This is a genomic window from Actinoplanes sp. L3-i22 (assembly GCF_019704555.1).
In the GTDB taxonomy this organism is placed as follows: domain Bacteria; phylum Actinomycetota; class Actinomycetes; order Mycobacteriales; family Micromonosporaceae; genus Actinoplanes.
On the sequence record NZ_AP024745.1, the window covers coordinates 2,772,194 to 2,793,661 of the forward strand.

At 72.6% G+C, this 21,468-nt stretch carries 19 protein-coding genes; 13 read left to right on the forward strand and 6 right to left on the reverse strand.

The genetic code is table 11. The annotated features are described in order from the left end of the window. Positions 1-191: 191 nt before the first annotated feature. The 7 genes from L3i22_RS12375 to L3i22_RS12405 all read left to right on the forward strand — a co-directional run bounded on the left by L3i22_RS12375 (position 192) and on the right by L3i22_RS12405 (position 9,767). A complete protein-coding gene (locus tag L3i22_RS12375; RefSeq protein WP_221327106.1) occupies positions 192-2,222 on the forward strand; it encodes a bifunctional aldolase/short-chain dehydrogenase in 2,031 nt (676 codons plus the stop codon). After that, on the forward strand, positions 2,219-3,607 hold the full coding sequence (locus L3i22_RS12380) for a rhamnulokinase family protein (protein WP_221327107.1): 1,389 nt from the start codon (positions 2,219-2,221) through the stop codon (positions 3,605-3,607). The genes L3i22_RS12375 and L3i22_RS12380 overlap by 4 nt, the downstream gene beginning before the upstream one ends. Before the next feature lie 2 nt (positions 3,608-3,609). Beyond that, on the forward strand, positions 3,610-4,335 hold the full coding sequence (locus L3i22_RS12385; RefSeq protein WP_221329927.1) for a (Fe-S)-binding protein: 726 nt from the start codon (positions 3,610-3,612) through the stop codon (positions 4,333-4,335). Continuing rightward, positions 4,332-5,753, forward strand: a complete 1,422-nt coding sequence (locus tag L3i22_RS12390; protein ID WP_221327108.1) for a LutB/LldF family L-lactate oxidation iron-sulfur protein — start codon at positions 4,332-4,334, stop codon at positions 5,751-5,753. Before L3i22_RS12385 ends, L3i22_RS12390 begins: the two co-directional genes overlap by 4 nt. Then, on the forward strand, positions 5,750-6,343 hold the full coding sequence (locus L3i22_RS12395; protein ID WP_221327109.1) for an LUD domain-containing protein: 594 nt from the start codon (positions 5,750-5,752) through the stop codon (positions 6,341-6,343). Before L3i22_RS12390 ends, L3i22_RS12395 begins: the two co-directional genes overlap by 4 nt. A 31-nt stretch (positions 6,344-6,374) precedes the next feature. After that, positions 6,375-8,879: an ATP-binding protein gene (locus L3i22_RS12400; protein ID WP_221327110.1), complete on the forward strand. Its 2,505-nt coding sequence runs from the start codon at positions 6,375-6,377 to the stop codon at positions 8,877-8,879. A 519-nt stretch (positions 8,880-9,398) separates the two neighbouring features. Then, on the forward strand, positions 9,399-9,767 hold the full coding sequence (locus L3i22_RS12405; RefSeq protein WP_221327111.1) for a response regulator transcription factor: 369 nt from the start codon (positions 9,399-9,401) through the stop codon (positions 9,765-9,767). 12 nt (positions 9,768-9,779) lie between these two features. Here L3i22_RS12405 and L3i22_RS12410 read toward each other — a convergent pair whose 3' ends face one another. After that, the gene (locus L3i22_RS12410) at positions 9,780-10,463 is read right to left on the reverse strand and encodes a HAMP domain-containing sensor histidine kinase (RefSeq protein ID WP_255658163.1); all 684 of its coding nucleotides are present in this window, start codon (positions 10,461-10,463) and stop codon (positions 9,780-9,782) included. Between the two features lie 9 nt (positions 10,464-10,472). Beyond that, a complete protein-coding gene (locus L3i22_RS12415; protein ID WP_221327112.1) occupies positions 10,473-10,916 on the reverse strand; it encodes a hypothetical protein in 444 nt (147 codons plus the stop codon). Between the two features lie 125 nt (positions 10,917-11,041). Here L3i22_RS12415 and L3i22_RS12420 point away from each other — a divergent pair, with 125 nt between their 5' ends. From L3i22_RS12420 to L3i22_RS12445, 6 genes are all read left to right on the forward strand, one after another. Then, positions 11,042-12,112: an efflux RND transporter periplasmic adaptor subunit gene (locus L3i22_RS12420; protein ID WP_370644445.1), complete on the forward strand. Its 1,071-nt coding sequence runs from the start codon at positions 11,042-11,044 to the stop codon at positions 12,110-12,112. Between the two features lie 55 nt (positions 12,113-12,167). After that, positions 12,168-13,340 carry an efflux RND transporter periplasmic adaptor subunit gene (locus L3i22_RS12425; RefSeq protein WP_221327114.1) on the forward strand — a complete coding sequence of 391 codons (1,173 nt, stop codon included), beginning with the start codon at positions 12,168-12,170 and terminating at the stop codon, positions 13,338-13,340. A 2-nt stretch (positions 13,341-13,342) separates the two neighbouring features. Next, positions 13,343-14,059: an ABC transporter ATP-binding protein gene (locus L3i22_RS12430; RefSeq protein WP_221327115.1), complete on the forward strand. Its 717-nt coding sequence runs from the start codon at positions 13,343-13,345 to the stop codon at positions 14,057-14,059. Positions 14,060-14,102: 43 nt separating this feature from the next. After that, positions 14,103-15,299, forward strand: a complete 1,197-nt coding sequence (locus tag L3i22_RS12435) for an ABC transporter permease (RefSeq protein ID WP_221327116.1) — start codon at positions 14,103-14,105, stop codon at positions 15,297-15,299. Positions 15,300-15,320: 21 nt separating this feature from the next. Next, positions 15,321-15,842 (forward strand): hypothetical protein, encoded by a 522-nt coding sequence (locus L3i22_RS12440; RefSeq protein WP_221327117.1) that lies wholly within the window; start codon positions 15,321-15,323, stop codon positions 15,840-15,842. Between the two features lie 134 nt (positions 15,843-15,976). After that, positions 15,977-16,504 carry a hypothetical protein gene (locus tag L3i22_RS12445; RefSeq protein WP_221327118.1) on the forward strand — a complete coding sequence of 176 codons (528 nt, stop codon included), beginning with the start codon at positions 15,977-15,979 and terminating at the stop codon, positions 16,502-16,504. Here the strand turns inward: L3i22_RS12445 and L3i22_RS12450 are convergent. From L3i22_RS12450 to L3i22_RS12465, 4 genes are read right to left on the reverse strand one after another with little or no spacing between them, the layout of a single operon-like run. Beyond that, a complete protein-coding gene (locus L3i22_RS12450) occupies positions 16,494-18,602 on the reverse strand; it encodes an MMPL family transporter (protein WP_221327119.1) in 2,109 nt (702 codons plus the stop codon). The two genes, L3i22_RS12445 and L3i22_RS12450, sit on opposite strands and share 11 nt — an antisense overlap. Further along, positions 18,599-19,309 (reverse strand): DUF2993 domain-containing protein, encoded by a 711-nt coding sequence (locus L3i22_RS12455; RefSeq protein ID WP_221327120.1) that lies wholly within the window; start codon positions 19,307-19,309, stop codon positions 18,599-18,601. The genes L3i22_RS12450 and L3i22_RS12455 overlap by 4 nt, the downstream gene beginning before the upstream one ends. 55 nt (positions 19,310-19,364) lie before the next feature. Beyond that, positions 19,365-20,729 carry a cell wall metabolism sensor histidine kinase WalK gene (locus L3i22_RS12460; protein ID WP_221327121.1) on the reverse strand — a complete coding sequence of 455 codons (1,365 nt, stop codon included), beginning with the start codon at positions 20,727-20,729 and terminating at the stop codon, positions 19,365-19,367. Then, positions 20,726-21,421: a response regulator transcription factor gene (locus L3i22_RS12465; RefSeq protein ID WP_221327122.1), complete on the reverse strand. Its 696-nt coding sequence runs from the start codon at positions 21,419-21,421 to the stop codon at positions 20,726-20,728. Before L3i22_RS12465 ends, L3i22_RS12460 begins: the two co-directional genes overlap by 4 nt. Between the last annotated feature and the right edge of the window lie 47 nt (positions 21,422-21,468).

Sequence of the window (21,468 nt, forward strand, 5' to 3'; positions counted from 1 at the left end):
ACGCCGCCGCCGCGGTCCTGGCCGACCTCGCCGACTGACGGTCGGGTCGCTGAGCAGCGAGGAACGTAGGCGCCGTCCGTGGCTGACGCGAATGGCCCAAGGACAGCCTTGACCTCAGGCAGAACCGCTGCGTAATCTGTCGGTAATTCTGAAACGTTTCATAGAGCTGCCGGACTGACCTGAGGGACGCCATGACGAATGCCGCCGTCGCCGCGCTCATCGCGCGATCGAATCGCCTCGGTGCGGATCCGCGCACCACGAACTACGCCGGGGGGAACACGTCCGTCAAGGGCAGCGCCCTCGACCCGGTCACCGGTGCGGACGTGGACCTGCTCTGGGTCAAGGGCTCCGGCGGCGACCTGGGCACCCTGACCGAGAAGGGCCTGGCCGTGCTGCGGCTGGACCGGCTGCGCGCGCTGACCGGCGTCTACCCGGGGATCGAGCGCGAGGACGAGATGGTCGCCGCGTTCGACTACTGCCTGCACGGGCGGGGCGGCGCGGCGCCGAGCATCGACACCGCCATGCACGGCCTGGTCGACGCGCCGCACGTGGACCACCTGCACCCGGACGCCGGCATCGCGATCGCGACCGCCGCCGACGGCCCGGCGCTGACCAAGGAGATCTTCGGCGACCGGGTGCTCTGGGTGGACTGGCGCCGCCCGGGCTTCCAGCTCGGGCTGGACATCGCCGCCGTGCAGAAGGCGAACCCGCAGGCGATCGGCGTGATCCTGGGCGGGCACGGGATCACCGCGTGGGGCGCGACCAGCGACGAGTGCGAGGCCAACTCGCAGGAGATCATCACCACGGCCGCGGCGTACATCGAGGCGCACGGCCGCCCCCAGCCCTTCGGAATTTCCAAGATCAGCGCCCTCGTCACCACAGCCCGCCACCAACGCGCTGCCGAACTCTTTCCGATCATTCGCGGCCTGGCCTCTACCGACCGCCCTCAGGTCGGCCACTACACCGACAACGACGTCGTCCTGGACTTCGTCGGCAGCGAGCGCCTGGCCGAACTCGCCGCCCTCGGCACCTCCTGCCCGGACCACTTCCTGCGTACCAAGGTCAAACCCCTGGTTCTGGACACCGCCCCGGACGCGCCGCTGGACGAGGTCACGACCCGGCTCAAGGAACTCCACGAGGCCTACCGCGAGGACTACCGCGCCTACTACGACCGGCACGCCACCGCGGAGAGCCCGGCGATCCGCGGCGCCGACCCGGCGATCGTGCTGGTCCCGGGCGTGGGCATGTTCTCGTTCGGGGCGAACAAGCAGACCGCCCGGGTCGCCGGCGAGTTCTACGTCAACGCGATCAACGTGATGCGCGGCGCCGAGGCGATCTCCCGCTACGCCCCGATCGACGAGTCGGAGAAGTTCCGCATCGAGTACTGGTCCCTGGAGGAGGCCAAGCTCCAGCGGATGCCGAAGCCGAAGCCCCTGGCCACCCGGGTGGCGTTCGTGACCGGCGGTGGCTCCGGCATCGGCCGGGCGATCGCGCTGCGACTTGCCGCCGAGGGCGCCTGTGTGGTCGTCGCCGACCGCGACGAGCAGACCGCGGAGACCGTCGCCCGCGAGATCGGCGGCACCGACCTGGCGATCTCCACGAAAGCCGACGTCACCGACGCCGCCGCGGTCGAGGCCGCCCTGGACGCCGCGGTGCTCGCCTTCGGCGGGGTGGACCTGGTGGTCAACAACGCCGGGCTGTCCATCTCGAAGCCGTTGCTGGAGACCACCGAGCAGGACTGGGACCTGCAGCACGACGTGATGGCCAAGGGCTCGTTCCTGGTCGCGAAGGCCGCCGCGCGGATCCTGATCGCGCAGGGCATGGGCGGCGACATCGTCTACATCTCCAGCAAGAACTCGCTGTTCGCGGGCCCGAACAACGTCGCCTACGGCGCCGCCAAGGCCGACCAGGCGCATCAGGTGCGGTTGCTGGCGGCCGAGCTGGGCGCTTTCGGGGTACGCGTGAACGGCATCAACCCGGACGGCGTCGTCCGTGGCTCGGGCATCTTCGCGGCCGGCTGGGGCGCGCAGCGGGCCGCCGTCTACGGCGTGCCGGAGGAGAAGCTGGGCGAGTTCTACGCGCAGCGCACCCTGCTCAAGCGGGAGGTGCTGCCGGAGCACGTGGCGAACGCGGTCTTCGTGCTGACCGCCGGCGAGCTGTCGCACACCACCGGCCTGCACGTCCCCGTCGACGCGGGTGTCGCAGCGGCCTTTCTCCGATGACAAAGGTGACGCACCGGTTCGCCGCGGTCGACCTCGGCGCGTCCAGCGGGCGCGTCGTGGTCGGCACGTTCCGGGACGGCACGCTGGAGCTCGACGTCGTGCACCGGTTCCCGAACGAGCCGGTGCGCGCGGGCGGCACCCTGCACTGGGACATCCTCGGCCTGTACCGGGGGATGCTCGACGGCCTGCGCAAGGCCGGCCCGGTGGACGGCATCGGCATCGACTCGTGGGCGGTCGACTACGGCCTGCTCGACGCGGACGGGGCGCTGCTCGGCAACCCGGTGCACTACCGGGACTCGCGGACCGACGGGGTCGCCGCGCGGACCCGGGACCTCTACCAGGTCAACGGGCTGCAGACGCTGCCGTTCAACACGGTCTACCAGCTGCTGGCGGCGGCCGGCACCCGGCAGTACGCGGCCGCGCAGACCATGCTGCTGGTGCCGGACCTGCTCGGGTACTGGCTGACCGGGAACGTCGGCGCGGAGTTCACCAACGCGTCGACCACGGGGCTGCTCGACGTCCGTACCGGAAACTGGGCCTGGTCCTTGATTGAAGATCTTGGATTGCGGGCGGAGCTCTTCCCGCCGATCCGGCGGCCCGGCGATCTCATCGGACATTTCGAGGGCACGCCGGTGGTCGCGGTGGGCTCGCACGACACGGCGTCCGCGGTGGTCGCGGTCCCGGCAGAGCACAAGAATTTCGCGTACGTCAGCTCGGGCACCTGGTCCCTGGTGGGCCTGGAGCTGGACGAGCCGGTGCTGAGCGACGCCTCGCGGGCGGCGAACTTCACCAACGAGGGCGGCGTCGACGGCACCGTCCGCTATCTGCGCAATGTGATGGGTCTGTGGCCGCTGCAGGAGTGCATGCGGGAGTGGGGCTCGCCGGATATTTCCGACCTGCTCCGCGCGGCGGCCGCGGAACCACTGCTCGCCCACGTGGTGGACCTCGACGATCCGATCTTCCTGCCGCCCGGTGACATGGCGGGCCGGGTCACCCGATCGGCCGGTCTGCCGGCGGGCACCGACGTTTCCACGATCGTCAGATGCATCCTGGACAGCCTGGCGCTCGCGCAACGGCGCGCGGTGCGCCAGGCCCAGGAGCTGGCCGGATCCACCCCGGCCGCCCTGCACCTGGTCGGCGGCGGCGCCCGCAACGAGCTGCTCTGCCGGCTGACCGCCGACGCCACCGGCCTGCCGGTGCTGGCCGGGCCGGTCGAGGCCACCGCGCTCGGTAATCTGCTGGTGCAGGCGCGCGCCGCCGGAGTGGTATCCGGCGGGATCGATGCGATGCGCGCGCTGGTGCGGCAGACTCAACAGATCGTGCGCTACGAGCCGCGCGGCGACGACGCCCCCTGGCGGGCCGCCGCCGACCGGGTGAGGAGGTGACCGTGCGGATCGCGCTGTTCGCGACGTGCCTCGCCGACACCCTGTTCCCGGAGGCGGCCAAGGCCACCGTCCGGCTGCTGGAGCGGCTCGGGCACGAGGTGGTCTTCCCGTTCGAGCAGACCTGCTGCGGGCAGATGCACGTCAACACCGGTTACCAGCGGGACGCGCTCCCGCTGATTCGCAGGTATGTGTCGGTTTTTTCGCCCTTTGACGTTATTGTCGCTCCCTCGGGATCGTGCGTCGGGTCGATTCGGCACCAGCACTCCCTCGTTGCCGCCAAAGCGGGTGACGCCGGTCTGGCTTCCCGTGCCGCGGATCTGGGCGCGCGCACCTACGAGCTGTCCGAGCTGCTCATCGACGTGCTCAAGGTGGAGGACGTGGGGGCGTACTACCCGCACCGGGTGACCTACCACCCGACGTGCCACAGCCTGCGGATGACCCGGGTCGGCGACAAGCCGCTGCGGCTGCTGCGCAACGTGCGCGGCCTGGAACTGCTGGAGCTGCCCGCGGCCGAGCAGTGCTGCGGCTTCGGCGGCACCTTCTCGATCAAGAACGCCGAGACGTCCGCGGCCATGCTCGCCGACAAGATGACCAACATCGTGTCCACCGGCGCCGAGGTCTGCTCGGCCGGGGACGCGTCCTGCCTGATGCACATCGGCGGTGGCCTGCGTCGAAGGGATTCCGGAGTGAAGACCGTGCACCTGGCCGAGATCCTGGCCGCGACATGACGACGTTCCTCGGCATGCCGGCGACCGCGCCGCGCGGCGTCGGGCACCTGCGCGGCGACGAGTCGTTCCCGGCGGCGGCCCACAAGGCGCTCGCCGACGACCAGCTGCGGCGCAACCTGCGGCACGCGACCACCACCATCCGCGGCAAGTCCGGCCGGGTGATCGCCGAGCTGCCGGACTGGCAGGAGCTGCGCTCGGCCGGCTCGGCGATCAAGGCCGACGTGATGTCCCGGCTGCCGGAGCTGCTGGAGGAGCTGGAGGCCCGGGTCACCGAGCGCGGCGGGGTCGTGCACTGGGCCGCGGACGCGAACGAGGCCAACGCGATCGTGGTCGACCTGGTGCGGCGGACCGGCTCCGAGCGGGTCATCAAGGTCAAGTCGATGGCGACCCAGGAGATCGCGCTCAACGAGGCCCTGGAGGCGGCCGGGATCCAGCCGGTCGAGACCGACCTGGCCGAGCTGATCGTGCAGCTCGGCAACGACAAGCCCAGTCACATCCTGGTGCCGGCGATCCACCGGAACCGGTCCGAGATCCGGGAGATCTTCCTCGCGGCGATGCCCGGGGTCGACCCGGACCTGACCGACGACCCGCCGGTGCTGGCCGCCGCCGCGCGGAAATACCTGCGCGAGACGTTCCTGTCCACCAAGGTCGCGATCAGCGGGGCCAACTTCGGCATCGCGGAGACCGGCACGCTCGCCGTCGTCGAGTCCGAGGGCAACGGGCGGATGTGCCTGACCCTCCCGGAGACGCTGATCACGGTGATGGGCATCGAGAAGATCGTGCCGACCTGGCAGGACCTCGAAGTGTTCCTGCAACTGCTGCCGCGGGCGTCGACCGGGGAGCGGATGAACCCGTACACGACGATGTGGACCGGGGTGACGCCCGGCGACGGGCCGCAGAACTTCCACCTGGTGCTGCTCGACAACGGGCGCAGCGCGGTCCTCGCCGACCCGGCGGGCCGGTCGGCGCTGCACTGCATCCGGTGCTCGGCCTGCCTGAACGTGTGCCCGGTCTACGAGCGGACCGGCGGGCACGCGTACGGGTCGGTCTACCCCGGCCCGATCGGCGCGATCCTGTCGCCGCAGCTCACCGGCATCGAGGACAACGCGTCGCTGCCGTTCGCCTCGTCGCTCTGCGGGGCCTGCTTCGACGCCTGCCCGGTGAAGATCGACATCCCGGCGATCCTGGTGCACCTGCGGAACCAGGCGCCGCATCCACGGTCGGAGCGGGCCGCGATGCGCGCGGCGGCGTACACGATGGACCGGCCCAAGCTGTACGCGAGCGCCCAGCGCGCGGCCAAGCTGGCCCGGATCGCCGGGCGGCGCGGGCGCGGCCTGCCGCTGGGCGGCTGGACCGACGCGCGCGATCTGCCGGAGTTCCCGCAGCAGACCTTCCGGGATTGGTGGGCGTCGCGATGAGCTCGAAGGACGTGATCCTGGGCCGGGTCCGGGCGGCGCTGCGGGACGCGCCTGCGCCGGGCGAGGCGCCCCGGGAGTACCGGCGGGTGTTCCCGGCCGCGGATCTGGACGTGCTGGTGGACCGGCTGGTCGACTACAAGGCCACGGTGCGGCGGATCGCCGAGGACGCCGTCGCGGCGACCGTCGCGGAGATCGCGGGCGGGGTGGTGGTCGTACCGGAAGGGTTGCCCTTGAATTGGCGCCCCGAAGGGGCCCTGCCGGACGACGACCTGTCGCCGGACCGCATCGCCGGCGCCGACGCGGTCCTGACGGCGGCGGCCGTGGCCGTGGCCGAGACCGGGACGATCGTGCTGGACGCGTCGCCGGACCAGGGCCGGCGGATCATCACGCTGCTGCCGGACGTGCACATCGTGGTGCTGCGCCCGGAGCAGGTGGTGGCCTCGGTCCCGGAGGCGGTCGCGCGCCTGGACCCGCGGCGGCCGCTGACCTGGATCAGCGGGCCGTCGGCGACCAGCGACATCGAGCTGAACCGGGTCGAGGGCGTGCACGGCCCCCGCCACCTGCACGTCCTGATCCTGGAACCGGTCTGATCACGAACGGCCCGAACCTAGAGTGTTCGGCATGGCGACTGAGGGTGATCGGATCACCCGGTGGACCGTGGGGCGGATGCTGTCCGCCGGCTTCCTCCTCGCGCTGCTGGCCCTGGCGGTGGTCGGCACCAGCGCCTCGGTCCGGATCGGGGACCTGCTCAACGACCAGGACTCGATGGACCACTCGCACGAGCTGCTCGGCTACTTCGGTGGCCTGGGCAACGCGATCGACTACCTGAGCCGGGTCACCCGGGGCTACCAGCAGCCGATCGACCGGCACTGGGCGCAGGCCTTCGACGAGAACGCCGGCGACGTCGAGGGGCGGATCATCCAGCTGCGGGAGAAGTCGGCCCACGATCCGAGCTACCAGGATCACCTGAACCGGCTGCAGCCGATGATCGAGGACCGGATCGCCGCGGTCGAACGGGCGATGGAGACCGGCGCGCGTACCACCGACGCGAACTTCGACCCGGTGATCGACGCGCACCACACCATGCACAGCGCCGAGGACCGGCTGCTGTCCAGCCGGATCAAGCAGATCAAGGCCCGCGCCGAGCGCACCCGGCAGCTGATCCTCTGGGTCTCGCTGGGCACCGCCGCGCTGGTCGCGATCGGCGCGCGCAGCCTGACCCTGCGGATCACCACGCCGGCCCGGAACGTGACCGCGGCCGCCCAGCGGGTCCTGGAGGGCGATCTGAGCCGGCGCGCCGAGGTCACCGGCCCGCAGGAGCTGGCCCTGATGGCCCGCGCGGTGAACGCCTCGATGACCGCGATGGTCACCGCGCACGACGAGGCGGTGGCGGCGACCGCGGCCAAGTCGGCGTTCCTGGCGACGATGAGCCACGAGATCCGGACGCCGATGAACGCCGTGATCGGGATGACCGGCCTGCTGCTCGACACCGACCTCGACGACCGGCAGCGCGAGCTGGTCGGGACCGTGCACGCGAGCGGCGGCGCCCTGCTCGTGATCATCAACGACGTCCTGGACTTCTCCAAGATCGAGGCCGGCGAGCTGACCCTGGACGAGCGGCCGTTCGACCTGCGCTCGTGCGTCGAGCAGGCGACCAGTCTGGTGGCGCTGACCGCGGACGCCAAGGGCCTGCACCTGTCCAGCCACCTCGCGCCGGGCTGTCCGGAAGTGGTCACCGGGGACGCGGGCCGGATCCGGCAGATCCTGGTGAACCTGCTCGGCAACGCGGTCAAGTTCACCGACCACGGCGCGGTCACCGTGCACGTCACCGCGGACGGGCCGGCGGTGCGGATCGCCGTCCGGGACACCGGGGTCGGCATCCCGGCCGACCGGCTGGACCTGCTGTTCCGCCCGTTCTCGCAGGTGGACGCGTCGATCGCGCGCAGTTACGAGGGCACCGGGCTGGGCCTGGCGATCAGTCAGCGGCTGGCCGGGGCGATGGGCGGCGGCATCACCGTGGACAGCCAGCCGGGGCAGGGCTCGACGTTCACGGTCACGCTGCTGCTGCGCCCGGCCCTGTTACCGCGCGCCGCGCCGTCCGCCGCGCCGTCCGCCGCGCCGTCCGCCGCGTCGTCCGCCGCGCCGGACGCGCCGGTGGTCGCGGGCGGCCGGCCGCTCCGGGTGCTGGTCGCCGAGGACAATCCGGTCAACCAGCGGGTCGCCGAGCTGATGCTGGAACGCCGCGGCCACCGGGTGGCGATCGTCGCCGACGGCGCGGCCGCGGTCGCCGCGGTCCACCGGGACCGCTACGACCTGGTCCTGATGGACGTGCAGATGCCGGTCCTGGACGGGCTCGCCGCCACCGAGCGGATCCGCGCCGATCCGCCCCCGCACGGCGCGCCCCGGATCGTCGCCCTGACCGCCAACGTGATGGTCGACGATCAGGCCGCGGCCGCGCGCGCCGGCATGGACGGCTTCCTCGCCAAGCCGATCCAGGAGCCGGAACTCGACGCCGTCCTGTCCGACGCGGCCCGCCACGCCCCGCCGTTCCCCCTGCCCGAGGCGGGTCGCGTCGCCCCGCCGTTCCCCCTGCTCGAGGCGGGTCGCGAGGCCCCACCGTTTCCCCTGATCGAGGCGGGTCGCGACGCCACGCCGATCCGCCCGTCCGACGCCGCCCGCGCGGGCCTCGCCGCCGATGCCGCCCGGGCCGCGGCCGCCGCCGACGTGGCCGGCGCGATCGTGGTGCGGTCCTCCGGAGGCGTGACCGAAACTGACAGCATCCGCGCGTGCGTCGACGGCATCGCCGGATCCGCCTCCGCCGACCGGGCCCGCCTCGCCGAGATCCTGCACAACTTCGCCGACCGCCTACCCGGCACCCTCGACCGCATGGAACGCGCCGCCGCCACCGGCGACACCCGCAACCTGGCCCGCCTCGCCCACGGCCTGAAGGGCTCCTCGGCCACCCTGGGCGCCAGCCGCTTCGCCGCCCTCTGCGCCGACGTCGAAAGCCTCGCCCACCAGCACCCGGTCTACTCCATCGACCTCCTCCGCGACCTCCACCACCAGGGCCGCGAGGTCTCCACGGTGATGGAGACGATCTCCACGGAGCTCGCGTTTCAAAGCTGAAATTCTTCATTTCCGACGCTGCGGCCAATAACTGATCGTCGCTCCCGCGGGGACCCTTCCGGGCCTCGCAGGGCGCTGGCGCGCCCAGAACGCGAGACCCTCCAGGGCGACGTCCGAGGGTGGTTGCGGTTTCAAAGAACCCACGCGACCCGGTCACCGGGTCAGGGCCCAGCCGCGGCTCGCGGTCCCGGCTGGTGCTGAGGGCTGTCTCCAGGCCCAGGAAGAGCCATGAGCGCCAGCCGGAAGCGCGAGCCGCGGCTGGGCGCGGGGTCGCGGCGCGGGGCGCGGCTGGGCGCGGCGCGGCGCTGGGCGCGGCTGGGCGCGAGGCGCGGCTGGGCGCTGGGCGTGGCTGGGCGCGGCTGGGCGCGGGGCGGGGCGCGGCTGGGCGCTTGCTCGGGGCGGCCGGCGGGGGCTGGGGGTGGTTTCTGGTGGAGGGGGCGGTGAGCTGGGGCTGATCTGGGCATGTGCGGGTGCTGGGCGGGGCGCGTCGATACGCTGGGGAGGAGCGAGGGGGCCGGGATGACGTCCGTTCTGGTGGTCGACGACGATCCGACCGTGCTGGAGATCGTCGAGACCGTGCTGCGGTCCGGCGGCCTTGACGTGGACACCCGGCGCAACGGGCGGGACGCGCTGGTCGCGGCGCACGAGCACGTGCCGGACATCGCCGTCCTGGACGTGACGATGCCCGACATGACCGGGCTCGAGGTGTGCCGGGCGCTGCGCGACGACGCGGAGACCGCGGACATCCCGATCATCCTGCTGACCGGGCGGGGCCAGTGGCTCGACGTGGCGTCCGGCTTCGACGCGGGCGCCGACGACTACCTGGTCAAGCCGTTCACCGCGCAGGACCTGCTGACCCGCGTCGAAGCGCTCACCGGCCGTTTCTAGAGCCGGCCGTTTCTAGAGGGGCAGCAGCATCCGGAGGTAGGCGGTTCCGCCGGAACTGTGCACCCCGACGCTCCCGCCGTGCCGGCCCACCACCGCCCGGGCCATGATCAGCGCCATCGCGTTGCCGCCCGCCCCGGTCGAGGTGAACAGCCGGTCGGTGACCTGCTCGTCGGGCAGCGGGAAGGACACCTGCCACTCGCCGCCGACGAGTTCCGCCTCGATCTCGGCCGAGCCGCTCAGCGCCCGGACCGCGGCGAGCAGCCGGGTGACGACCTCGCTCAGGCGTTCCCGGTCGCCGAGGAACAGCCCGTCCGGCGGTGCGGTGGCGCAGTCCGCCCCGGCCGCCCCGGCCACCCGGCGGAGCATCCCGGGCAGGTCGAACTCGGTCCGGTCGAGCGGGATCGTCCCGCTCTCGATCCCGCTGATCGTGGCGATCTCGTTGGTGCACCGCTCGATCCGGCGCAGGTTGCGGGAGATCAGCGGCAGCGCCTCGTCGAGCAGTGGGTCACCGGTCTGTTCGGGCAGCATGTCGAGCATGCCGAGGGCGGCGGTCAGCGGGGTCCGCAGCTCGTGCAGCAGCGCGCTGACCAGTTCGGTCTTGGTGGCGGCGAGTTCGGCGAGCGCCCGGTTGTGACGGCGCAGCCGGCGGCGCATCTGCGCCTCGACGCTGGGTGAGGGTGCTTCCGGCGTACTCAAAGCGGTTTGTCATTCCCCCGGCAGGACGTCGCCCGGCGCGCCGTGCGGTTCCCGGGCGCCGCCGAGGTCGGTGCCGTGCGGCGTGAACGTGGTGGGTTCGTCCTCGGGCGTCTCCTCGCCGCCGCCGCCGGCCCCCGAGGGCCGCGCACCACCGCAGTCGCCGCCGGGGCCGCCCCCAGGCCCGCCGGACATCCCGCCGGGGCCACCGGACATCCCGCCCGGGCCGCCGGGTCCGCCGGACATGCCGCCCGGAGCGCCACCGGACGGTCCACCCGGGCCCATCCCGGACGGCATGCCGCCGGGCGCGCAGGACGACTGCGTGGCCGGGGTGTCCGCGGGCGTGTTCGTGTCGTCGGACGAATCACCGCAGGCGCCGATCAGGAGGGCCGCGGCCACGGCCGTCAGGGCCGCGGCGGCCCGGCGTACGGGCGTGGGGTGCTGCGTGCTCGGCAAGGGTGCTCCCGGGATTCTGGTCCGTTCGGGTACGTGAACAGCCACAATCTACGAATATGAGCAAGGTAACGGGGCAAATCCGATCTAAACGACGCATTCGGTGGATAGGCGCCGGCATCGTCGTGGTGGGAATCGCCGCCGGCGTGGCCCTCGGAGTCGTGCACAGCCGCCAGAACAGCGGGAAGTCCGCCACGATCGTCGCGGTCGCGGTGGCGAAGGGCGCGGTCACCCTGGACGTGGCCACCGCCGGCACGGTCGAGCCGGCCACCACCCGGGAGCTCTCGTTCGCGGTCAACGGCACCGTCGAGGCGATCAAGGTCCGGGCCGGCACCAAGGTCAAGGCCGGGGCGACCCTGGCGACCGTCGACGACACCGACGCGACCGGCGACGTGGACGACGCCGAGGGCACCCTGAGCGACGCCGAGGACCGGCTCGACGACGCCGAGGACCAGGCCGCCGCGGTCACCGCGTCGGCGACCGCGTGCGCCACCGCGACCACGGCCCGGGGACATCTGACCGGGGTCAGCCCGGTGCCGGAGGTGGCCGCGGCCGGCTGCACCACCCGCGGGTACCCGGACACCGGCAACGACTCGATCCTCAGCGCGCGGCAGGCGGTCAACAAGGCCTCGCAGGCCGTCGACAAGGCGCAGGCGGCCCTGGACGGCACGGTGATCCTGGCGCCGATCGCCGGGACCGTGGTCTCCGTCGCGGGCAGCGTCGGCGACACGGTGAGCAGCGGGAAGACGTTCCTCACCCTGGCCGACACGTACGACATGCAGGTCGAGGCGGACTTCCCGGAGGCCGACGCCGGCTCGCTGAAGGTCGGCCAGACCGGCACGATCACGCTCGCCGACCACGACGAGGCCCTGGACGGCACCGTGGTGCAGGTCGACCCGGTCGGCACCTCGGACGGCACGCTGGTCCGCTACGGCGTGGTGCTCTCCTTCAAGTCCGCCCCCACCGACCTGCTCGTCGGGCAGACCGCGCAGGTCAAGGTCCGGGTCGGCGAGTCCACGGACGTGCTGCGCGTGCCGTCCACCGCGGTGCACGACATCACCGGCGGATCGGGCACCGTGCTGGTCCGCAGCGGGTCGCGGAGCACCCGGAAAACCGTGACCGTCGGACTGCGTGGCGACCAGTACACCGAGGTCACCGACGGACTGGCGAGCGGCGACCAGGTCGTACGTTCTTGGTGATCAAGGAATACCGGCGAACACCCCACCACGAACCGGTCGCAGCGGACATGATGGCATGGTGAAAGCGCTTCGCACCCCGAGCACGGCGATCAACGCCCTGCTGGCCCTACTGATCGTCGGCGCCGCGATCTGGGGCGTCAATCTGATCCGGAGCACCTCCTCCGGCAACGAGGCGAAAGCCACCGACGTGCGCACCGTCACCGTCTCGCAGGGCACGGTCACCAAGACCGTCAGCGCGGACGGCACGGTGGCCAGCGCGTCGACCGCCGCCGCCACGTTCACCACCTCCGGCACGGTCACCGCCATCAAGGTCAAGGTCGGCGACAAGGTGACCAAGGGCCAGCTGCTGGCCCAGGTCGACGCCACCGACGCGCAGCGCGACCTGGACCTGGCGAACGCCAACCTGGACGCCGCGAACGACTCGCTGGACCGGGCCGACACCGCCGGCACCGACACCACCACCGCCGAGAACCAGGTCACCTCGGCGAAACTGGCGGTCGCCGACGCCGCGGCCTCGGTCGCCGGCACCAAGCTGACCGCCCCGATGGCCGGGACGGTCACCGCGGTCAACGGCTCGCTCGGCGGCTCGTCGTCGGGCTCGTCCTCGTCCAGCGCCTCGACCGGCACCGGCGGGAGCGGCGCGTCGTCGAGCTCGTCGTCGTCCTCGAGCGGCTTCATCGCCATCGAGGACCTGAGCCGGCTGCAGATCACCGCGGCGTTCTCCGAGTCGGACACCACCGCGCTCAAGGCCGGCCAGTCCGCCACGATCACCTGGAACGCCCTGGCGAGCGCGGAGACCACCGGCAAGGTGGTCGCCGTCGACCCGACCGCGACGACCAGCAACAGCGTGGTCACGTACGGCGTGACGGTCAGCCTCCCGGACCCGCCGGACGGCGCCAAGCCGGGCCAGACGGTCAGCGTCGCGGTCGTCACCGGCAGCGTCGACAACGCCGTGAAGGTCAACTCGGCGGCCGTCACGGTCAGCGGCCGGCGCTCCACCGCCACCGTGCTGACCAGCACCGGGACCCAGGAGGTCCGGCAGGTCCAGGTCGGCCTGGAGGGCGACGACGCCTACCAGATCACCTCCGGCCTGACCGCGGGGGAGAAGGTGGTCGTCCCGACCAGCAGCACCACGAGCAGCAACTCGAGCTCGCGCAGCGGGACCGGCTTCGGCAGCGGCACCGGCGGGTTCACCGGTGGTGGCGGCGCCCCGCCCGGCGGACGCTGAGCATGGCTACGACCCGGCCGGTCCTGGACGTCCGCGACGTACGCAAGCTGTACGGCGAGGGCGAGACCACGGTGCGCGCCCTCGACGGCGTGTCACTGGCGGTGGATCGCGGCGACTACGTGGCGATCATGGGATCGTCCGGGTCCGGCAAGTCCACCCTGATGAACATTCTCGGCTGCCTGGACATCCCGACCCACGGGTCGTACCTGCTCGACGGGGTGGACGTCAGCCGGCTCACCGACAGTCAGCTCGCGCTGGTCCGGAACCGGCTGATCGGGTTCGTGTTCCAGTCGTTCAACCTGATCCCGCGTACGTCGGCGGTGGCGAACGTCGAACTGCCGCTGGCGTACTCGGGGATGCGGGCCGCCGAACGCCGGCGCCGCGCCATGTTCGCGCTCGACGTGGTCGGCCTGGCCGATCGCGCCGAGCACGAGCCGAACCAGCTCTCCGGCGGCCAGCAGCAGCGGGTCGCGGTGGCCCGCGCGCTGGTCACCGAGCCGGCCCTGCTGCTGGCCGACGAGCCGACCGGCGACCTGGACAGTCACGCCACCGACGAGGTGCTCGAGGTCTTCGACGACCTGCACTCGGTCGGCCGCACCATCGTGATCATCACGCACGAGGAGGAGGTCGGCGCCCGCGCCGACCGGCTGATCCGGCTCCTCGACGGGCGGGTCACCTCGGACACCCGGCAGCTCCATCAGGGACGGCACGCGGCATGAGCGAAATTTCGCGAGAAATGGTGATTGAGGCGGGGGCGGCGGCGTGAACTTCGCGGAGATCGTTCGATTCGCGCTGCGCGGGCTGTCCGCGAACAAGCTGCGTTCGGTGCTCACCATGCTCGGCATCCTGATCGGCGTCGCCGCGGTGATCCTGCTGGTCGCGGTCGGCAACGGCTCGGCCCAGGCGATCGCCGACCGGATCTCCGCGCTCGGCACCAACACGCTGACCGTGATGAGCACCAGCCGCGGGACCAGCAGCGGCGGCGGGCTGACCCTCAAGGTCGCCGAGGCGCTCGACGACCCGGCCCTGGCGCCCGACGTGAAGTCGGTGTCGCCGGTGGTCAGCACGTCGGCGACGCTGACCTACGAGGGCAGCGACCACGACGTCAGCTCGTTCGTCGGCACCACGCCGGACTGGTTCGGCGCGTCCAACTTCCCGGTCAAGACCGGGGCGCTGTTCACCGCGGACGACGAGGCCCAGGCCCGCCGGGTGGTGGTGATCGGCCAGACCGTCGCCGACGAGCTGTTCTCCGGCGTCGACCCGGTCGGCGAGCAGGTCACCGTCGGCGGCGCGCTGTTCACCATCGTCGGGGTGCTCGACGAGAAGAGCTCCAGCGGCTTCAGCGACTCCAACGACACCGCGGTCGCGCCGATCGCCGCGGTCCGGCAGGTGCTGGCCGGTTACGGCACGCTCAGCTCGATCCTGGTCGAGGCGAAGAACTCCGACCAGGTCGACACGGTGCAGAGTGAGATCACCACGATCCTCGACCAGAAGATGCCGGCGAGCAGCGACGGGACCACGGCGTACCGGATCCAGAACGCCTCTCAGCTCCTGGCGACCCAGACCGAGACCGCCGACACCTTCACCACCCTGCTCGGCGCGGTCGCCGCGATCAGCCTCCTGGTCGGCGGCATCGGGATCACCAACATCATGCTGGTCACGGTCACCGAACGGACCCGGGAGATCGGCATCCGCAAGGCGCTCGGCGCGCCCCGGCGGGTGGTGCTGAGCCAGTTCCTGATCGAGGCGACGCTGCTCAGCGTGATCGGCGGCGGTCTCGGGGTGGCCGCCGCGCTGATCGGCAGCAAGTTCCAGATCGTCGGCGTCCAGCCGGTGATCGTGCCCAGCTCGGTCGTGCTCGCGCTGGGCGTCTCGGTGCTGATCGGGCTGTTCTTCGGCGGCCTGCCGGCGGCCCGCGCGGCCCGGCTGCGGCCCATCGACGCCCTGCGCTACGAATAGAAAGCCGAGAAGGACGAGGTCATGAACGACGACACCGAGGTTCTGTCGCGCACGCCGACCGAGGTCGAGCACGACGACCTGAACAGCGCCATCGCCCAGGCCGCGCCGCGTCGCTGGTGGAACCGGACCACGCTGGTGCTGGCCGGGGTCGGGCTGCTGGTCGGCGGGTTCGCCGGCGGCGCGCAGGTGCAGAAGCACTGGGGCTCGTCGTCGACGTCGTCGTCGTCGTCCACCGCGACGGCCGGCGGCGGTTTCCCGGCCGGTGCCGGGATGCCCAGCGGCATGGGCGGATTCGGGCAGAACCGGTCGGCCGCGCCGGCCGGTGGCACCGCGGGGACGATCAGCAGGGTCGACGGGAACACCGTCTATGTGCAGACCGCGGCGGGGGAGACGGTCACGGTGCGGGCCTCGGACACCACCGCGGTGAGCAAGACCGCCACCGCGAAGGTCACCGACCTGACCGCCGGCTTGAAGATCACGGTCCAGGGCGTCGCGGACTCGGAGGGGGTCGTCACCGCGACCACGATCACCGCCGCCGGGTGATTTATCCGGATATTTCTTGGCCAAGGTGGTTATTTCCTGTGGATCGGGTTTCAAAACCAGAGCTTGCCGTACGGCCGGCCGATGGTTCCCCCCGTCCGGGACGACAGGCGTCCCGGCAGCCACGGGGAGTCACGTTGACCGCGATCAGCAGCATCAGCAACTCGACGAACTACCAGGTGACGCAGGCCCAGTCGGCGTACGCCGGCCAGCAGAAGCCGCAGGACGACCCGATGGACAAGATCGCCGAGACGCTGGGCCTGAGCAAGGACGCGCTGAAGGACCAGCTCACCAACGGCAAGAGCCTGAACGACGTCGCCACCGGCCAGAGCGTCGGACACGAGGACCTGATCGCCGCGATCAAGTCCGGGATGCCCTCGTCCACCGCGATCACCGACGACGTCGCCGAGAAGATCGCCGCGCAGCAGAGCCAGGGCACCCCACCCCCGCCACCCGGCGGTCCCCGCGGCGAGAACGCCGGCCTCCAGGACTCCGGCAAGCTCAAGCAGGTCAGCGACATGCTCGACATGGACTCCCAGGACGTGACGAAGGCCGCCACCAGCGCGTCCAGCCTGGTCAGCCTCCTGCAGGACAAGGGCGTCGACTTCAGCCAGCTGAAGAACGTCCTCAACCGCACCGGCGACCTCCTCGACGTCAGCGCCTGAGCTCCGCGGTCCGGGCCTCCGGGCGCCGCCCGCCCGGAGCCGGCGACCACCAGTTCGCCCGGCCGAGCAGCACCATCGTGGCCGGGACCAGCAGCCCGCGGATCACCGTGGCGTCGATCGCCACCGCGACCGCCAGGCCGACGCCCATCATCTTCACCACCGGGGCCGGGCTGAGCGTGAACCCGGCGAACACGCACACCATGATCAGCGCCGCCGAGGTGATCACCGCGCCGGTGCCGGCCAGCCCGTCGCGGACCGAGCGGGCGTTGTCACCGGTCGCCACCCAGGACTCGCGCACCGCGGTCAGCAGGAACACCTCGTAGTCCATGGACAGTCCGAAGAGCAGCGCGAACAGCATCATCGGCACGTACGACTCGATCGGCACCGGCCCGTCCAGGCCCAGCCACGACACGCCCCAGCCCCACTGGAAGACCGCGGTCAGCACCCCGTAGGCGGCGGCGACCGAGAACAGGTTCATCACCGCGGCCTTCACGGCCACGACCGGGGCGCGGAAGGCGAGGAACACCAGGAAGGCGGCGAGCAGAACGACCACCCCGATGACGTACGGCATCCGCACCCCGACCCGATCGCCCAGCTCGGCCTTGACCGCCGTCGGGCCGGTGACGTGCACGGTCATCGCCGTGACGGGCACCGCGCGCAGTGCCTCGGCGGTAGCCACGGTCCGCGGGTCCGCCGGCGCGCTGTCCGGGACCACCCGGATCGTCGCCACCGCCCCGTCCGCCGAGACCCGGGCCGGTTGCGCCCGCGCCACCCCGGGCACCGCCGCGACCGCGGCCTGCAACGCCGGCACGTCCGCGCCGGGCCGCAGCTCGGCGACCACCGTGAGCGGGCCGTTCACCCCCGGCCCGAACGTGTCGCCGAGCACGTCGTACCCGATCCGGGTCGCCGTCCCGGCCGGATCGTCGCCCGGATCCGTCTGCCCCAGCGTCATCCGGGTCGCCGGCGCGGCCAGCACCAGCAGCAGCGCCACCGCGCCGAGCGCGTAGGCCCAGGGCCGCCGGGTCACCAGCGCCGCCAGCCGCCCCCAGCCCGACCGGCCCGGCACCCGGGCCGGGGAGATCCGCGCCCCCAGCACGGTCAGCAGCGCGGGCAGCAACGTCACCGCCGACGCCACCGCGACCAGCACGATCAGCCCGGTCGTCCAGCCCAGCGTCGCCAGGATCGGGATCCCGGAGACGGCCAGCCCGGCCAGCGCCACGATCACCGTCCCGCCGGCGAACGCCACCGCGCTGCCCGACGACGCCACCGTCGCCACGATCGCCGCGTGGCGTTCGCGGCCGTCCGCCAGCAGCCGGCGGTACCGGGTGATCAGGAACAGCGCGTAGTCGATGCCCACCCCGAGCCCGATCATCGTGGCGACGGTCGTCGCCACCTGCGGGATCGCGGCGACATGCCCGGCCAGCCCGATCGCGCCGATCCCGCAGACCAGCGTGATCAGCGCGGTGACCAGCGGCAGCCCGGCGGCGACCAGCCCGCCGAACGCGATCACCAGCACGATCAGGGCGACACCGAGCCCGAACGCCTCGCTGGCGTGCGTGCTCGCCTCGGACTGCGCCAGCGCCCCACCGGGCAGCACCGCCAGCCCCGCGGCCCGAGCCGGTTCCGCCGCGTCCAGCACCTCGCTGATCAGGCCACTGCCGACGTCGCGCAACCCCAGGTCGAACTGCACGGCGAGATACCCGGTCCGGCCGTCGGCGCTGAGCGATCCGCCGGCGGCGCCGGGCGGCGCCACCGACACCACGTGGTCCAGGTCCGCGATGCCGCGCACGGTCAGATCAAGGGCTTCGCGGTACGCGGCGGCGTCCAGCCGTTCGCCGGACGAGCGCAGCACCACCTGCCCGTTCGCCCCGTCCCCGCCCGGGAAGTGCGCCTCGATCAGGTCCCGTCCGCGCTGCCCGTCGCTGCCCGGCAGCGTGGTGTCGTCGTCCACCGGCCGCCCGAAGCCCAGCACCAGCCCAGCCACCACGACCGTGATCAGCAGCCAGCCGGCGATCACCGGCCAGGGCCGGCGGACCGCGGCGCGCCCGATCCCGGCGAACGCCCGATAGGTTCCGCTGCCCTCGTCCGCCGCGCTCATCCGCCGTACCCTTCGCAATTGTCGGTTTTTCTGTTGATCTTCTGTCCGCTGAGGGTGAGGTGCGTGCCGCCGACGGTGATCCGGAGTCCGTCCTCGGTGGCCTCGGCGCCCTGGTAGCCGAGCCCCGCGGGGAGCTCGGGCAGGCCGATCGTCCGAGGAGCGGCCCGGTCGCCCAGTTGCGCGGCGGGAATCCGGATCCCGACGGCGGGGATCTCCACCTCGACCGGCCGCACGACCAGGGATCCGCCGGTGACCTCCGGCGCGGCGTGCACGACCACCGGGACCTCGCGGCCCAGCAGCGGAGCCGTGGTCGCCAGCCGGAGCCGGCCCGCGCCGTCATAGCCCAGTCCGGCGGGGACGGTGATCTCGTCGTACCGAATGATCGCCGTGACCGTGAGGGAAGCGGCCCGGACCGAACCGCCGGCCGTGCGCACGTCCCGCGCCGTCGCCGCGACCCCGGCATGGAACCGGCCCACCGCGACCGCGTCCGCCTCGACCTGCACCTTCTCGAACCGTCCGCGCGTCAGCTGGGTCAGGAACGGCACGCCGCCGAGCGACACCTCCGGTGGCTCGGCGAGCCCGGCGGCGCACTGGAGTCGCTCGGCCAGCCGGTTCCCGGCGCCGGCCGCCGCCCAGCGATCGCCGGTCAGCCCGGCGGCCAGGAGCGCGCCCGCCACCGCGCCGGTGATGATCAATGATTTTCGCACCGGTTCATGTCACCAACCGGGCATGACGGCGCCACGTGAGCCGGATGAGAGTTCGTCAGGAACGCGGAAGCTCGAACCAGACGGTCGTGCCCGCACCCGGCGCCGGGTCGATCCCGGTCGTGCCGCCGTGGGCCCGCACCGCTTCGGCGACGATCGCCAGGCCCAGGCCGGCGCCGCCGGAGTGGGCCCGCGACTCGTCCGCCCGCCAGAACCGCTCGAACGCGTGCGCCGCGGTCGTGGCGGTCATCCCCGGACCCTCGTCGCGCACCGCGACCCGCACCCGGTCCCCGTCGAGCACCGCGCTGACCTCGGCGGGGGTGCCCGGCGGGGTGTGCGCGCGGACGTTGCCGAGCAGGTTCGCGAGCACCTGGCGCAGCGTGTCCGCGTCCCCCGCGACCTCCAGCGGCTCCGGCACGGCGGCGGTGAGCGGACGGTCCGGCTCGACCGCGCCGGCGTCCGCGACCGCGTCCCGGATCAGCGCGCCCAGATCGACCCGCGCCCGCCGGACCGGCGGATCCGAGTCCAGCCGCGCCAGGTAGAGCAGGTCGCCGACCAGCACCCCGATCCGCCCGGCCTCCTCCTCGATCCGCCGCAGCACGTCCGGTCGCTGCCCGAGATCGATCACCCCGGTCCGGACCAGCTGCAGGTACCCGCTGATCGACGTGACCGGCGTCCGTAGCTCGTGCGAGGCGTCCGCGACGAACGCCCGCATCCGCTCCTCGGACCGCTCCCGCGCCGTCATCGCCGCCTGGATCCGGCCCAGCATCCGGTCCACCGCGGCGGCCAGCCGGCCGACCTCGGTGTGCGCGGGCGCGGCGCCGACCCGGCGGTCCAGATCCCCCGCGGCGATCGCGGTGGCCGTCGCGGCGATCTCGTCCAGCGGCCGCAGCCGCCGCCGGACCAGCCAGTGCGCCAGCAGCGACAGCAGGACCAGCACCACCGCCCCGGTCAGCACGGCGATCACCACGAACCGGGCGACCGTGTTCCGGACCGGCGTCAGCGGCAGCCCGACCAGCACCCGGGAGCCGTCGGCCAGCGGGATCACCAGCACCCGGTAGCGCTCGCCGACCGCGCAGGTCACCGTCTGCGGCGCGGACCGGGCCGGGTCGGCCCGGTCCAGCAGCGGGTCGGGCGGCAGCTTGCCGCTGCTCTCGAACCGCACGGTATGCCCGTCGGCACGGCGGAACTCGATCAGGTACTCGGTCACCGAGACCACTGAGCGCAGCTCCGGTCCCTCCGGGGCCAGGGCCGGCGCGCGTTGCCGCACCAGCACGGCGGCCGCGGCGAGCTGGCCGTCGGTCCGTTCCAGGAGGTACGCGCGGAGGGCCACCGCCGCGGTCGTACAGGTCCCGATCAGGCCGGCCGCGGCCAGCGCCACCATCGACGTGACCAGCGAGAACCGCAGGGACCTGACCCTCATGGCCGGTCCCGGGAACGCAGCGCGTAGCCGAAGCCGCGGTGCGTGACGATCAGCGGCGGGCCGTGGCGGTCCAGCTTGCGGCGCAGATAGCCGACGTACGTGTCGACCACGTTGGAGACCGCCGGGCTCTCGAACTCCCAGACCGCGGCCAGGATCTGGGCGCGGGACAGCACCCGGTTCGGGTTGGTCAGGAAGTAGCGCAGCAGCTTGAGCTCGGTCGGGGAGAGCGACACCTCGGCCCCGGCCCGGTGGACCCGCAGGGTCTCCTGGTCGAGCTGCAGATCGCCGTACCGAAGGATCTGGTCCTCGGTCTTCGGCGGTGCGGCCCGGCGCAGCACCGCGCGCACGCGGGCCAGCAGGACCTCCACGTCGAACGGCTTGGTCACGTAGTCGTCCCCGCCGTAGGCCAGGCCGGCCACCTGATCGGCGCGGGCATCCCGGGCGGTGAGGAAGATGATGCCGGCGCCGAGCCCGTCGGCCCGCAGGCGCCGGCACACCGCCATCCCGTCCCCGTCCGGCAGCATCACGTCGAGCAGCACCAGATCGGGCGGCCGGCGCGCGGCCGCCGCGATCGCCTCGGCGGCGGTGGCCGCGGTGTCCACCACGAACCCGTGGAACCGCAGCACGGTGTCCAGCAGATCCCGGATGTTCGGCTGATCGTCGACGACGAGGACGCGAGGGCTGGCACTCATGGCGCACCCATCACAACACGCCCCGATGAGAGCCGGATGAGAACCCG